This window comes from Cupriavidus sp. D39, assembly GCF_026627925.1.
In the GTDB taxonomy this organism is placed as follows: Bacteria; Pseudomonadota; Gammaproteobacteria; order Burkholderiales; family Burkholderiaceae; genus Cupriavidus; species Cupriavidus ulmosensis.
Map to the genome: position 1 here is coordinate 442,067 of NZ_JAPNLE010000007.1, position 14,048 is coordinate 456,114.

The following is a 14,048-nucleotide window of genomic DNA, read 5'->3' on the forward strand; positions in this document are numbered from 1 at the left end:
GCGCTGGCGCATCATGGCGCCATGCTTCCGGTACTGACCCCCTCCGACCTGCCAGCCGATCTCGAGGCGGTACGTACCCTCGCGCTGGAGCAGAACCGGGTCGCCCGCGCGCTGTGGGAGCAACTGGAGATATTGAAGCACCAGATCGCGCAGCTTAACCGCGCGCACTTCGGCGCCAGCTCCGAACGTCTGCCGGGTCAGGCCGAACTCTTTGCCGCGCCGCTCGATCTGCCGTCACCGCCAACCGCCGCAGAGATCAAGGTGGCGGGCCACACCCGCAAGGGGCGCCCGGGACTTTCCAAGGACCTACCGCGCACGCGGATCGAATACGATCTGTCCGCGGCGGAGAAGGCCGCCTTCGATTCACTGCAGCGCATCGGCGAGGAGCGCAGCGAGACGCTGCATTACGAGCCAGCCAAGCTTACCGTCATCGAGCACATCCGCTTCAAGTATGCGGCCATGAAGAACGGTGAGTCCACCATCGTGACCGCCACCGCGCAGCCCTCGCCGTTACCCAAGAGCAACGCCAGCGCGGGCCTGCTCGCCAACATCCAGGTCAATACCTTTGTGGACCACTTGCCGATCCACCGGCAGGAGATGGGCTACGCCCGCCTGGGCATTCATCTGCCGCGTGCCACACTGTGCGAATGGAAGCTGGGGTCGGCCGAGTTGCTGCAGACGCTCTTACCATCCTTGCGCATTCACATCCTACAAGCACCGCGCCTGCACCTGGACGACACCACGCTGCCGTTGCTCGAACGCGGGCGCGCCACCACCAAGCAGGCGCACCTGTGGGGCTACCTCGGAGCCGGACAGCGGCAGGAGAACGGGCTGTGGGTCGATCACCCGCCGGCGGTCATGTTCGAGTTCGCCGAATCCCGTGCCGCCACCCATCCGCTCACCTTCCTGCGCGACTATCGGGGGTACCTGCAGGCCGACGCCTACAGTGGTCACGATGCCCTCTATCGCACCGGCCGCATCATCGAAGTCGGTTGTTGGGCGCATTGCAGGAGACGCTTCTTTGAGATCGCCAAGGTGCAGAAGGCGCCTGGGTTGGCCGCGCAGGCGCTGGCGTGGATCGCCCAGTTGTATGCCATCGAGGCCGGCATCAAGGACAAGCCACCGGATCACAAACTGGCCGTGCGGCAGGAGCAATCCGTGCCGCTGCTCGCCCAGTTCCACCAGTGGCTGCTAGGCAATGCCCATGGCTTGCTGGCCAAGCAGCCGTTGGAGCAGGCCTTCGGCTATGCACTGCGACATTGGCAGGCCCTCGTGCGCTACACCGAAAGCGGTATCCTGGAGCCGGACAACAATCGCCTCGAGCGCGCCATCCGCCCAATTGCCGTTGGCAGAGCGAATTTTATGTTCGTGGGCTCGCCGCGTGGCGGGCGTGCCGCCGCGACGATGTACTCGCTGCTGGGTACCTGTCGCCTGAATGGTATCGAGCCCTATGGCTGGCTCAAGGATACCCTGGAGCGCCTGCCAGCCCACCCCATCAGCCGGGTCCACGAACTGCTACCGCTGCCACGCTAACCGGTAAACTGTGCGTCATGGACATTCTTGACGCATTGCGCCTCGCCCCGAGCGCCGACCTGTACCGCTTGTATCTGACCATCGGTCGGATGCTCGACGATCCGAAGCGGATCCTGGAGAGCCGCCGGCACCTGCATATCGGCATGACCGTCAGTTACGTGGCCGACGATCTCATCCAGCCGCTGCGGCAGGGCCGTATCCTTGAGTTGCGGCAGACCCAGGCCGTGATCGAGGACACCGCTACGCGCCGGCGCTGGGCCTTGCCCTATGCCGCGGTCATCGCCGATGCCACCGCTGTGGCCCAATCGCCACCACACGACCCGCCGCCACCGCCCCGTGCACAGCGTGCTGACTTCATGGTTGGTGACACGGTGGCCTTTACCGACCAGCACCTGCACGAGCGCATCGGCACCGTCGTGCGTGTCAACCAGAAGACCGCGTCCGTACAGTGCAATCCCGACGAAGGCCACTGGCGGGTCTCCTTCGCGCTCCTGCGTAAAGTGGTCGATCTGTAGCCGTCATCCACGAGCAGAGGAAGGCGTCAAGTCCATTACGGATGGGTTCCGCTGACGCTTACACAATAAACGGCTGCGAAATGGTCTGTTCGCAGGCGATCGGCAGCGCCGTGTCCTCGTACGCGAATTCCTGCACCGCGGACGGCACGAAGACATGGCGCGGCACTCGCCGCCTCGCCGCCAGCACACGTGGGTCGCAAATACCACGAGCCCGCAGTTGCAGGTCGACCATGGCGTGGCGCCGCGCCATCGAGCACTCGTCGCCGGCCGGGGACGGAGAGTGCGCGAGGTGTGCCGTGGCGTCTTGCCTTTCCGGGGGCAAATCTTGTTTGGATCGACCAATATCGCGACTGAGGGCGCATGGCAGGGCTAGGAGCTTGGCGACGCCTCCAGATTGATCCCGTGGCCCGGATGCGCAGCGCATAACTGAGTTAGTTCTTCAGTAAGCAGATTCGCTAGGTCGACTTTGTCCAAGCCGAGATTGATACGTAGACCCAGCGTGGTTCGATTGAAATCAAGCAAATCGTCCAGGAGCGCTTCAGGCGAGCACCGCTCTTGACCAGCCGCATGTCGTGGCCAAGCATTCCCAGAAACAGGTTGCGAGGCCTGGTCCACTTGCACAATGAAGACATCGATCGATTCTGCGGGCGCCTGATCCATGGCCTCATTGAACCGGATGATTTCATCGAGATCACGCGAGTCAGGCAGACAATCGTCTATCCACAGACGAAGAACGCTTGCACGCAGAGCCCGGTACTCAGCGGCTAGTTGATTGATGTCGAAGCCGCTTCGCGAACGAAGATGGGCATGCATTTGTGCGGCAGTTTCCGGAGCATCGATCAATTGGGGCGCCAGCCCCTCGACTTTTCTGCCTGGGCGGCTTTGGTCTGGAGAGTCGACAAATCCTTTGTATTGCGCGCCGAATTTGTTCGGTGTGGTCGCGCAATGCGAGTGGGTCAATACTCGCCGCAGCCGGTAATTGGGTGCCTGTAAGCGCTTCCCACTGCGCCAGGATAGTTTCCATGTCGCGCTGAATGAAGTCAGCCAGCCGCATTGTTGCCATCGGGATCTGGGGTGGTTCGCACGTGCAGAGCGGAGACACTCAAATCGCTCGCAAATCGGGCAACAGGCGATCGCACTCTTGCTTCACGACGGCATAACATTCGCACACGCGCTGCTCCAGCCCTGGCCGGTCGAGTACCTCGATATGCCCGTGGTGGTAGCGGATCAGGCCGGCGCTCTGCAGTTTCAGGGCCGCCTCTGTCACGCCAGATCTTCGCACGCCCAGCATGTTGGCGATTAACTCCTGTGTCATCCGCAGTTCGTTGGACGGCAAGCGGTCCATGCTCAGCAACAGCCAACGGCAAAGTTGCTGGTCGATTGAATGATGCCGATTGCAGACAGCTGTCTGCGCCATTTGCGTGATCAGTGACTGCGTATAGCGGAGCAGCAGCCGCTGCATGGGGCCGCCTCGATTGAATTCTTGCTTCATGGCAGCGCCACTCAGCTTATAAGCACGGCCACCGCTTTGCACGATCGCTCGGCTCGGTGTGGTTTCTCCCCCATAAACAGGGCAACCCCCACGATGCCTTCGTTACCGACGATTGCAATCTCGGCTGACGCCCCGTCCTCCATTACGTAGAGCAGCGATATGATCGACGTAGTAGGGAAATACACGTGATCGAGGCGGTCCCCTGACTCGTAAATAACGTGGCCTAGCGGCATATCGACCGCCACCAGTAGCGGAGTTAGGCGAGCCCACTCCCCTTCGGGTAGAACGGACAAGAGATGGTTTTCCCTAGGATTTTCAAGCGTCTGCATGCGTCTGGCCTCTTTGCTCGTGAGATGCCCTTTGCGGCACTTATACGCCGGCAAATGGCGGGGCGGTGCCGCAATCTAAATATACGCCGACTAGCGAACGACTAGAAAGGGATCTTTACCAGTTACCGGGCACGCCAAAATTCTTCTTACCCGGCCGGTCTTGGGACTGCTAGAGTGCAAACCGCTTGAGCAGTTCCTTCGCCCGTCGGTCCCGCCTGGGATCGCCTCGATTCAGCCCTTCAAATTCTTCGTCCACCCACGCCCCGACTCGTTGTGCATTCGCACTTGAGGGGTGACTTCGGTATAACGACATGGGTTAAAGCCGGGCCAGGACCAGTAAAACGATGATGATCCGCAACACGAGCCTGGCACGCCGCTGGGCGCGTAACCCCAACTGCGGCTGTGTGGCCAAGCGGGAATCACACCGATCAACACCAACACCGAAACGATCAAGAGAATGGTTCCTAAGCTCATTTTGCGTCTCCTTGTTCAGCCAGTCGTCGGTGGCGTCAGAGGCTTGGGTTGCTGCGCACCGTTACAAGCACCAGCAGACTGGATGGATGCCTTAGCTTAGTTTTGGCAGATTCCAGCGGAATGACTTGCACAACGATAGCTGCGAAGCGCCCGGGATTCGATACCGGAGAGGGGCTGTGAAATAGACCTCAGCAAACGGATGGGGGCTCGCGGCGAACTGAACCATCAGAACATGGATCCGCTCCGTATGCGCTCTTCGTTGACGCCAAGCTGACGCTGGAATTAGAGTTAGCTCAGTGGCCATCCATCCACAAGAAGATGGTGGGCGATTCCCGACGTGGCAACCACGAGAAGATCATGAACGCTCAGACTGATCGGACTGGGGTATATCCCTCAATGGCCCATGCTCCGGCTAGATCCCTCGCCATCGCCATTCGCTATACGGCACTGCTGGCCGTAACGGTAATCTTAGGGTATCCGGATTCCACCTTCTCTCAATCAACACATCCCGGAATTCACGTTGCGGTTCTAAATATTAGAAACAGCAACGGAATGGTTGCTTGCACTCTTTTTGAGTCACCGATAGGGTTCCCGAAGGACTACCTGCATTCAGCAAGGAGTATCATGTCAATCAGAATTCAGAATAAGCAGGCGCGCTGCGATTTTGAAGACGTCCCCCCGGGGACATATGCGATCGCGGCCGCTCATGATGAGAACATGAACGGCAAGCTGGATACCAACGCGCTGGGGATTCCGACGGAAGGCTATGGCTTTTCAAACGACGCAAAAGGCTGGCTCAGCGCACCTTCCTTCTCCGCAGCCAGCTTCCTGTATGACGGACAGAACTTGGACATGACGATCACGCTGCATTACTGAACCTGCTTTCAAAACGTCATTGGTGCACATAAAGGTTTCGGCTACGCCCCAGCATGCAGGCGATGAAGCTTGTCGCGCCTCATTCTCTCCGTTGACTTCCGTGCCATAGGAGGCTCCCACGGCGAGCCGGCCGACAACAAGCGCCGGATTGCCACTCTCGAAACCGCTTTGGACGATCTCATCCGGCGCCTCCCCTCGCTGTCTGGGGAGTCACTGCAACAAGCGAAGCAGGATTTTCTACAAACGGCTGCAAGGGCGAGTGCGGATCGCTCTATCGCCGAACGATGGCAAAACTGGTGGACTCGCTGCAATGAACGGGTTACAACGCTGATCACCGATCAGCCGGCGAGGGCGATTGGCATCGCACTAGGCCTTGGCATAATACTGGGAGCCCGGTGCTTCCTCGGCCGTCACCCAACAGACGACTAAGGGACTGCTCGTGAGCGGGGGGCGTTCGCGAAGGTCGCACAACCAGTTGGGCGCTGCAATCATCGCAGGAAGTGCTCTTCCGGGTGTTGCTGCGCGAGGAACGAGGTGCAGCCAGACGACGACGGACCGGACCAGCACCGCTTCATACCAGGCATCTTCTGACTGGACAACAAAATCGATGTTGTATGTGTCAAACTTGGCCACGGCTTCCCAGAAATCGGCACTCTGCCAGTTGAGGACCGCTTTGATCGTGTCGGATGCCATGGCCAATCCCTCCCTGATAGGAGAAGATTGCTTCGGAAGGGCTGCTCCGTCAATTGGCCAATCGGACTAGGGAGTAGGCACTAGGCCGGCGATTGACATCGCTCGGGTCCCATCCGAACGCCTCTCTCCACGCCTGCGGAATCTTGTTCTTAGACGTGAGGCAGCCCTGCGCGTCGTCCTGGGCGAGCAACTGCATGAACCCGGCCGACTTGGTTCCACCCCGCCACCTGCCGCCGAGAGTGGGCGCGGCCCTGGCCAACTCTAAACCAGCGGGAAATGACCAGTCAGACTCGTTTTTCAGACGTGGGCAAAACTTTCGCCGCGCGCTTAGCCGCCGCGGCGTTCACGGTGTGCGGCTCGGGCCGCGCCGCCGCGAGCCCTGCGCGCAACAGCTCATCGAGCTGGGTGCGCTGGCTGGCGTTGACCGCCTTCAAAGTACTGGCCTCGCCGGTGGCGCTCTGCCGCGCGGCCCGTTCGCTCGGCAGGGCCCGCCTCAGCGCGTTGCGCTTCTGTTCCAGCGCCGCGACGAGGGCGTTCGGCGAACTTGAGCTGGGCGGTCAGCTGGCCGCGCTCGGCCTGCACCGCGTCGCGCTGGTGCGCGGTCTCCTGCATCAGTTGCTGCGACAACCCCTCGTGGCGCGCCTGTATCGAGGCGATCGCCTCGGCGTGGGCACGTTCTTAGGCCGCCTGGCGCTCGTGGGCAGCGGTCAGCGCCGCTTCAAGCCGGTCCAGCCGCCGACCCAGCGTGCGGACCGCTCCAGATCTGTGGCTCGAGACGCTGCCTACTCCCATGCCCCGCGAACAGATCCGCGCCGCCCACCGGCGGAGCGCTTCCGCCACGTGGTGTCGGTGCGCAAGCTACCCCGCTCGCTGGCGGTGGTGGCGAGCCTCTAACGCTACTGCTACTACTGGTACGACACGGGCTGTCTGCACGCCTACCCGGCGTCTGGCCTGTCCGGCGGCAGCCGGGCTCGGACCGGGTTCGTGCCGACGCGGTTGGTCAGACCGAGGCGGCGCAGGAGCTGTGCAGCAAGCTACGGTCCAATCTGAAATCTCACCATGTCCAGACCGGCGCCGGACACTACGGCGTGTTCGCCGGCCGGCGCTGGGCGACGCAGATCTATCCGCTCCTGCGCAAGCAGAATCACGATGGCAGCGAACAACCATTTCGTCATCATGTCGACCTCCCTATCAGTCGTCGGATTCTTCTGCTTGGCGTACCCGACCGTTCCTGGCGCGGTTCTGCGAAGACTAGGCAGAAAACTGTGCCGCCCACAGGCATGGAGTCAGCTCGAGCATGAAACATTTGCATTGCAGGTCGAAGGTCGGCGCAGGCCGGGGCACGGCGAACAGTTTCCCGCCAACGCCGAGGATTTGGCCGAAAGACCCAACCGGCCAGGCAACCGCGTCCACCAGGCAACAGCATGGGCCTCTCCGGCGGAACCGCCGAGTCAACAGCCCCTCCGGTTATCCCGCACTGCAACATCGATTGGCCTAAGATCTAGTCACAATTTAGGATGGCGATGTCAGGTATTCAAACATGCGGTGCATGGCAGAGGCCGCGATGGAGTCGCGCGGTCTGGACGATGTACAAGCGATCCAGGATGCGACAGTTGGACGTCGGCCAGGCGAAGGCTGTCCTAAAAAACATGTCACACCTTGATAATGCGTCTGGGACGGTATTGAATAAGTCTTCCGGGCGTGCGCGGTAGGGCCCCGTGGTCGAGGACCTCGTACATAGGAAGTCACAGTCTCCGCCGCTTCCCATGCGCACAGTGCGAGGACTGCAAGTGATGCCTCCCAGAAGACCTGAATTTAAACATAGGAGACAACAGGATGCTGAGTCCTCATGAATTGGCGACCCTCATGCTGATCAAGGACGGCCCGGCCGCCACTGAACTGGATCGCGCGGATCTTGACACCCTCCTCGAACACCAGTTCGTCAACCTAGAGGAGCTCCCCTCCGGACACCAACGTCCCCGCATCACGGCAAGGGGCGGTACCGTCCTCAATGCCATCGCGGGAATTCGCTGAGGGAGCTGGAGACGTTGTACGCGGCCCTCATGACGGCACTGTAGGCGAGTGGTTCGCTTGATCGTCATCGCTGATGGGTGCCTCGATGCGTTTAACCCGCCCGAGGTTGCATTGCATCGTGATACTCCCCGGTAGTCCAACACACATCCTGTCGCACAAACATAGTCGTCCGATTCTCTCGGACACGCGTCGAGTCGAATTTCAGGAGCTTCATGATGAATCCGCTACCCCCGAGCAAATCGCGGCATTTGAACAAGCCAACCTCGCCATCCTGTTTGGATTGGCGAACCAGGCCTTCGCAGGCTTCGAGAGACTGGTTGCGCTGAATCTGGAGGTAATGAAGTCGACGCTGGCGGAAACCCGGGAGCTTGCACAGAAGTCGTTAGCTGTCAAAGACCAGCAGGAGCTACTCGCGCTGCAAGCCAGTCTGATGCAGCCGATCGGCGAGAACGTGCTGTCGTACAGCCGTCAACTGTACGACATTGGGTCCGCCACGCAATCCGCATTCGCCAAGGCCATCGGGGTGCAATGCGAGGTACTCGTCGAGAATCTTGCGAACAGCACGCCGGCGGGTTCGGAGCCCGCCGTTACCGCGCTGACGTCGGTGATCACCGCCAACAACAAACTGTCAGAAACAATATACCAGACCGTGAAACAGGCGATCGAAGTCGCCGAAAGTAATTTCAATGCGGCGAGCAGGACAACGCCGAAGGCGGCCAAGCAGACCGTCGAGCATGCGTCGCGCGCCGCCAAGACGTAACGCCTGAGGCCTAATGTAGCGCCAATCGACCCAAGATAAGTCGCTAAGAAATCGCGAGCGGTGTGCGTCAGCCAATCGCGACGCTTCGAGTCACCTATTCGCGGTTAGGACACAGTTGCTCCAGTAGTCGTAACGCTGGCACGGTGATCCAATCGCTCAATTTCTCGATGGCGGCCTCGGCTTGGGCGCCCAGGGTTGGGCGCCCGGGTCCGACAACCCAGCGCTGTTGATGACCGTATGCGTCATGCCATGCCATCGCAGCAAGGCATCTCGCAAGCCAGCCGGATTACAGCAACGAGGCCCGATGGTGGGAAACAGCTCTACCACGCGCAAGTGCCGAGGTGTCGCCCTTGCCATAGTGCGTCTGGGTTTCTGGCAGGACGGGGCTTCCGGCCGGAGTGGGCCGGGTCAACGAAAAGGCTGTCGCGAATCCAGGCCTCCGGCACCCAGCGTCCGTCACGTCGATCTTGACACCTTCCTTCATCCTTCGCGCAGAGTGCAGCTGAAGCTAAATTCTCGGCCAGCCACTCGGCTGGCCTGGTCTTTCTGGCTATCCGGAATCGTCTCACTGGGTAACCTCGCGGCCTAGTCGGAGGGTTGGAGCCTGGCAAGCGCAGCTGCTAAGCTGAAATCATTGAGGTCGAAACCAGGAGTGGTGATCAGTACCGAAGACATTCCATGCCTGCGCGACAAGGCCCATAGACGCATTCGGTGAGTTCGACGATGGTACCGAGTGCACACGATCGGAGACATTGCCATGCGCAACACCAAGACCGACTCGCGATACGCAAGCGCTAGTGAAATCCGCGAGATTATTGGTCCATTTGAAGGCGAAGTGATTGCACGGATTCTGGAGATCGAACCCACCCTTGAGGCATTTCCTTATACAGAAGTCATGACTCTTCCCGCAGTGCTTGAATGGTGAGGGCCGCGTCCATGGTTCGCTGCATACCGATCCAGATCGTCTTAGCGCCGGGCTCGCCATCGCTCTTGCGCCCAAGGAACCCACCCAGGGAAGCAACCAGCCGAATCATCTGATTGAGCGTGACCGGTGTCTTCGGGCGAGCTTTCTTGGCAAGCACGTATGCTCCCCGAATTTCGTCGGCGTCGAAGAACACGGACGCATCCAGATCCGGGCAGGTTCTGCCCAACCGCATCAAGCGGGCAATGCGCCACGCCACCACCATATACAACGCCAAGGCCCGCTCCACACGATCCATGTGCGATAGCTGTAGCGCTTCGACCTTGCAGCCAGTCTTCAGGACATGGAAGAACATCTCAATCTCCCACCTGGCCCGATACCATTCAACCAGCTCGATGACCGCATCGGCATCCTGTGCTTCACGGTTCGTCAACAGCCGCCAAACCACTGGCTTGACGCCTGCGGGCGCTCCGATCTCCCTTGCCTCTACACAGGTGAGCTCCGCGCCGACCAGACCCGGCAGCTTCACACGTTTTGCGCGTAGCTCCTGTTTGACCTCGCGCGCCTTCTGGCCTGCACGCCCCGGCAAGATAAAGGTGATTTCCCCAAGTACCGGGCTGGCTCCGACGCTATCCCACAACTTGCCGCCCTCGGCAAGGTTGCGGTTGTGTTGGCTGCGGATCAGCCAGTCGGCCGGCCGGCCAAGTTCCTGGGCGCGCGCCATCAACTCGGCGATATCACCCTCGCGGTCCGTCACATACACCAGCCGCGTCTGGGGCAATAGCACGGCTTGCTCCGCAACCCGTTCATACCCTTCAATCCAGCGTACGCTTTCCTTGATCCCGCCGCGGTTTCCGTCGGCGTCCTTTGGCTCGCGAGCCCACATCCAGGCATCGATCACCCCAAGCGGTTCACGGTCAGGCGTCACCGCGTAGGTCGGATGCAAAAACATGCCCCGCTGGGCTTCGTAGCTCAGCGGCCCCAGCCCCTCCATTTCCTGCCCATTGAAGTTCAGCTCTAACGCAGAGTGTATTTTAATGCGGAGTAGTTCACCGAAGACAATGTAACTGGACTTCTCTCAAAGCAGATCGAGTATCGCGTTTGTTCGGCATTGCTCCGCATAATATTGACATCTTTCTGGCCCCGGCTGGAGACTTCTGCTCAAGGAGGTCGGCACACTTGTGCGTTGTCCGTCTTGCAAGTCACCAAGGATCTCAGAAAGGTTTCGCTTTGGCTCGGCAACGCACACATGCAGACGAGCGAGGTCTACTCACGTGCGGACCCATCGGTAAAAATGGAAGCGCTCGACGCAATCGTCTCGCCAAATCTGCGTTCCCGACGCTTCAAGGCTACGGATGAACTCATCGCCCCTCTAAGATCGAGTTCCCTTATGCGGAGAAAAAGTAGTCAAATTCATTCGCCAACGGGGCCTCCACGAACGGGGCTCCGCATTAAAATACACTCTGCATTAGAGCTGTAACGCCGTGCACCGCGTTACAGCTCGGTCGAATCAGCGATGCACAGCACCACCGGAAACTGCGCGGCCCTCGCTGCAGTGCGCTCCCAATGGGGCTGCATCACGTCCCGCCAGTCGATCTGCTCATTGCCGAGAAACCGATACGCCCCAATGGTTTGCGACCAGTCATCGCATGCGCCAGGGATGCTCGCCGTAGGCATGGCCGCAAACCGCTTGAGCAACTCCTTGGCGCGCCGATCCCGCCGCGGATCACCAAGATCCAGACTCTCAAATTCCTCGTCCACCCATGCCCCCGACTCGTTGCCCATTGCAGCCTGAAAATGCAAGAGTAAACGCGAGTCTGGCGAAGTTAACAACCCCTTACGTCGAAATTTCCGCGGCCTCAGGCTCCATGCCCCGCTGCGGGGACGGTCCTACTTCTGTATAAGGAGATGCCCTTGAGGATGTGCAGCGGGCAACTAGATGGCTGCGCTCCGATGAACACTTGTTGCGAAATCTTGAATCCAATCTAGGAAGAAAGGCGGAAGAGGTGTTCGAGATACTTGACGACGAATTTCCTGATTTCGATTCATCTGGCCATCCAGGTTAGCCAGAGGGGAGGCCGGCTATATGATTATCAAAGCCCCAGCACACCTGCTCGACGGTGTCCAAGCCAATTGCTATCTCGGGGTGATATTGGGCCCCGTCTCTGAAGGAAGGGAGCAAGGTCCGCGCAACCTTCGACAAGGTCAATGGCGTGGAAACGGTGGCGATTATCGAGCCGGAATAAGCGCCTTACGGATTAGGCAATGCGGCCTGCGGCCCGGCCGACACCACCTCGTGCACGAAACGCAGCTTATCGACCACGACAGGACTCAGCGCGAACAGGGAGACATCCGGCACGCCCAGGCTCCGGTTCAGGCTGTTGAGCACGTAGGTGAGCGGAAACCACCGGTCCATCAGGCTTTGGAAGCTGGCATCCCCGAGGGGCGTCTGGTCCGTCAGGGTGGGCTCTCCTGCCGTGCCTGGCTTGAGCGCAAGGCCGCATGCCGCGGCTGTGTCCACGGTATCGACGATGTGGAGATAGTGTGCCCAGGTTTCGGCCCAGTCCTCCCACGGGTGCGTGGCCGCGTAGGCGCTGACGTAGTTTTGCTCCCAGCCCTCCTGCGCGCCCTTGTCGTAGTGCGCCTTCAACGCTTCGCCATAGTCCGCGCGCTCATCGCCAAAGCGCTCGCGAAACGGTGCCTGCCAGCGGGTGCCGGCGATCAGGCGATCGAAATAGTAGTGGCCGATCTCATGCCGGAAATGGCCCAGCAAGGTGCGGTACGGCTCGCCCATCAGCGAACGCGTCTTTTCCCGATGGGCGTCGTCGGCCTCGGCAATGTTCATGGTGATGAGGCCGTTGTCGTGCCCGGTCATCACGCGCTCCTCGCCAACGTCTTCCAGGAAGTCGAATTGCAGCCCGAATTCCGGAGCGGCCTCGCGGGACACGTGCGGCAGGCCCAGGGCGGTTAAGGTATAGAGGACGCGGCGCTTGGCGACCTCAAGCCGGGCCCAGTAGAGCCGGTTGTTCGGCGTATCCAGGCATGGCGTGGTGCGCGTTAGCTTGCATGACTCGCAAAGCACGTCTTCCGAAGTGGCCGGGATCATGCCGTTGCACACACCTGCCACAGCGTAGTTCTGGCATTGCTTGTAAAGCTTGTCTTGCGCGCCGGCATTTAAGCTGCGCCACAGGTTGCCTTCCGCGGGTTCGAACGCGCAGATCTGCGAGATGTCGTAGACGTAGCCAAGCAGTGCCTGGCAGCGCTCACAAGTGACGTTCTCAAAAAAACCAGGTTGGAGCAACTGCCGCAGTGAAAGGTTTTCATGGATTTTTTCACCTGGCGAAGAATATTTACACGCCCCATCCGCTGCAAGAGCCGCCGCTAGCGCTCCAGCACCTGCTCGCGGGAGGTGTTCGCCAGATCCGCGGGCTGCTCGCTTTGCGGGTCGTGCTCGCCCGGCTGCGTGGTTTTGCGGCCTTCTCCCGGCTGCTCGATATGGCCGCGGGTGCAGGGCTTGGCCCGTCGCTTCGAATCGGGCCTGCCATTCTCGTTTGTCATCGTCGAGCTCCTGTGTGGTGACGGTTACTGAACCGTTTGAGCCATGCTCCAACCCGCAAAATATGTGCCTGGCGCAGGGCACTTGCAAACCGGCACCGATGAATGGTTGGCGTACCCGGTCAGCTCGTGACATTGGCCATCACGGGTGTCTCTACCTGACCCTTCGGGTGCATCTCGCAGGGCGTAGCCGGAGGGCTCTCGCTGCAATGGTAGGCCGACACTGAGGAGGTGACGGCTCTCGACGGAGCCCCTTCGACTCCCGGGAGCAAGACAGGCGCCGCGTCGGGACACTCATCACCGCAGAATCCTTCCAATCTCTGACTCTTGATAGGAGCGTGCTGTTTCGGTGGACAATCTCGAAACAGCACGGCCAGGCCGGCTTTCCGGCAGGGAGGGCCGCGCCATGATCCGGACTGGCTACGGCGAGCGGTCAATGCCAGGCAGAACTTTTCGTCGCGATAGCGGTTGATTGAACCAGGTGCCGGCGGCGAACTCAACGATGGCTAAGCAACCCGACGCCTTCAGGTTTGGACTAACCTGGTCGTCGAGTGCATGTGGCAGCGCATCAGAACGGCGCGTGAGCCGAGCAACCCGACCGGTCTGTGTGCGCTGCCGTCACCCGAGCCTCCGGCGGCGTGTCGGTCGGCGGCGACGCTCGGCACGCCCGCTCACGTCCGCAACCATTGCGCTGCTCAACCAGAAAGGCGGCGTCGGCAAGACCACGCTTGCGACGCACATCGCCGGCGAGCTGGCGCTACGCGGCCAGCACGTCGTCCTGCTCGATGCCGACCCGCAAGGCTCGGCCTTGGACTGGATTGCAGCCGGTCGAGCGCGGCCTTGAGGCGCTGGTAGTCGCGCGAGA

At 60.6% G+C, this 14,048-nt stretch carries 12 protein-coding genes and 7 pseudogenes; 9 read left to right on the top strand and 10 right to left on the bottom strand.

Translation table 11 applies throughout. The annotated features are described in order from the left end of the window. Positions 1 to 21 precede the first annotated feature (21 nt). Complete coding sequence (gene tnpC / locus OMK73_RS09225; RefSeq protein WP_267601736.1) at positions 22 to 1,533, top strand: IS66 family transposase; 1,512 nt, start codon at positions 22 to 24, stop codon at positions 1,531 to 1,533. Between the two features lie 17 nt (positions 1,534 to 1,550). Beyond that, positions 1,551 to 2,048 carry a hypothetical protein gene (locus tag OMK73_RS09230; protein WP_267601737.1) on the top strand — a complete coding sequence of 166 codons (498 nt, stop codon included), beginning with the start codon at positions 1,551 to 1,553 and terminating at the stop codon, positions 2,046 to 2,048. Between the two features lie 58 nt (positions 2,049 to 2,106). Here the strand turns inward: OMK73_RS09230 and OMK73_RS09235 are convergent, their stop codons facing one another. The 5 genes and pseudogenes from OMK73_RS09235 to OMK73_RS09250 form a co-directional block, all read right to left on the bottom strand. Beyond that, positions 2,107 to 2,280 (bottom strand): hypothetical protein, encoded by a 174-nt coding sequence (locus tag OMK73_RS09235; RefSeq protein ID WP_324291695.1) that lies wholly within the window; start codon positions 2,278 to 2,280, stop codon positions 2,107 to 2,109. Positions 2,281 to 2,432: 152 nt separating this feature from the next. Further along, positions 2,433 to 3,102: pseudogene (locus OMK73_RS09240) on the bottom strand (RsbRD N-terminal domain-containing protein); the annotation flags it as partial. Between the two features lie 48 nt (positions 3,103 to 3,150). Next, positions 3,151 to 3,869 (bottom strand): annotated as a pseudogene (locus OMK73_RS09245) (Crp/Fnr family transcriptional regulator). 169 nt (positions 3,870 to 4,038) lie between these two features. Continuing rightward, positions 4,039 to 4,182 carry a transposase DNA-binding-containing protein gene (locus OMK73_RS39035; RefSeq protein ID WP_420715491.1) on the bottom strand — a complete coding sequence of 48 codons (144 nt, stop codon included), beginning with the start codon at positions 4,180 to 4,182 and terminating at the stop codon, positions 4,039 to 4,041. Positions 4,183 to 4,185: 3 nt separating this feature from the next. After that, a pseudogene (locus OMK73_RS09250) lies at positions 4,186 to 4,343 on the bottom strand (DUF3309 domain-containing protein). A 357-nt stretch (positions 4,344 to 4,700) separates the two neighbouring features. Here OMK73_RS09250 and OMK73_RS09255 point away from each other — a divergent pair. Further along, positions 4,701 to 5,219 (top strand): DUF2141 domain-containing protein, encoded by a 519-nt coding sequence (locus OMK73_RS09255; protein WP_267601738.1) that lies wholly within the window; start codon positions 4,701 to 4,703, stop codon positions 5,217 to 5,219. A gap of 366 nt (positions 5,220 to 5,585) precedes the next feature. On the opposite strand, the gene OMK73_RS09260 is transcribed toward OMK73_RS09255, so the two are convergent. Continuing rightward, entirely contained in the window at positions 5,586 to 5,912 is a 327-nt protein-coding gene (locus tag OMK73_RS09260; protein ID WP_267601740.1) for a hypothetical protein, read from the bottom strand. Between the two features lie 276 nt (positions 5,913 to 6,188). On the opposite strand from OMK73_RS09260, the gene OMK73_RS09265 reads away from it, so the two are divergent. The 5 genes and pseudogenes from OMK73_RS09265 (at position 6,189) to OMK73_RS09285 (ending at position 9,631) form a co-directional block, all read left to right on the top strand. Beyond that, complete coding sequence (locus tag OMK73_RS09265; RefSeq protein WP_267601742.1) at positions 6,189 to 6,806, top strand: hypothetical protein; 618 nt, start codon at positions 6,189 to 6,191, stop codon at positions 6,804 to 6,806. A 98-nt stretch (positions 6,807 to 6,904) separates the two neighbouring features. After that, a pseudogene (locus OMK73_RS09270) lies at positions 6,905 to 7,063 on the top strand (polyhydroxyalkanoate depolymerase); the annotation flags it as partial. Positions 7,064 to 7,778: 715 nt separating this feature from the next. Continuing rightward, the gene (locus OMK73_RS09275) at positions 7,779 to 7,946 is read left to right on the top strand and encodes a hypothetical protein (protein ID WP_420715492.1); all 168 of its coding nucleotides are present in this window, start codon (positions 7,779 to 7,781) and stop codon (positions 7,944 to 7,946) included. 85 nt (positions 7,947 to 8,031) lie between these two features. Next, the gene (locus OMK73_RS09280) at positions 8,032 to 8,706 is read left to right on the top strand and encodes a phasin family protein (RefSeq protein WP_267601744.1); all 675 of its coding nucleotides are present in this window, start codon (positions 8,032 to 8,034) and stop codon (positions 8,704 to 8,706) included. Positions 8,707 to 9,463: 757 nt separating this feature from the next. Further along, positions 9,464 to 9,631, top strand: coding sequence for a hypothetical protein (locus OMK73_RS09285; RefSeq protein ID WP_267601746.1), 168 nt, complete (start codon positions 9,464 to 9,466; stop codon positions 9,629 to 9,631). On the opposite strand, the pseudogene OMK73_RS09290 reads toward OMK73_RS09285, so the two are convergent. The 4 genes and pseudogenes from OMK73_RS09290 to OMK73_RS09305 form a co-directional block, all read right to left on the bottom strand. Then, a pseudogene (locus OMK73_RS09290) lies at positions 9,600 to 10,646 on the bottom strand (IS4 family transposase); the annotation flags it as partial. The gene OMK73_RS09285 and the pseudogene OMK73_RS09290 overlap by 32 nt on opposite strands. A 476-nt stretch (positions 10,647 to 11,122) precedes the next feature. Further along, a complete protein-coding gene (locus OMK73_RS09295) occupies positions 11,123 to 11,413 on the bottom strand; it encodes a transposase DNA-binding-containing protein (RefSeq protein ID WP_267601747.1) in 291 nt (96 codons plus the stop codon). A gap of 466 nt (positions 11,414 to 11,879) precedes the next feature. Next, positions 11,880 to 12,952: pseudogene (locus OMK73_RS09300) on the bottom strand (zinc-binding metallopeptidase family protein). 57 nt (positions 12,953 to 13,009) lie between these two features. Continuing rightward, positions 13,010 to 13,186 carry a hypothetical protein gene (locus OMK73_RS09305; protein WP_267601748.1) on the bottom strand — a complete coding sequence of 59 codons (177 nt, stop codon included), beginning with the start codon at positions 13,184 to 13,186 and terminating at the stop codon, positions 13,010 to 13,012. A gap of 682 nt (positions 13,187 to 13,868) precedes the next feature. Here OMK73_RS09305 and OMK73_RS09310 point away from each other — a divergent pair. Continuing rightward, positions 13,869 to 14,000 (top strand): annotated as a pseudogene (locus OMK73_RS09310) (AAA family ATPase); the annotation flags it as partial. Between the last annotated feature and the right edge of the window lie 48 nt (positions 14,001 to 14,048).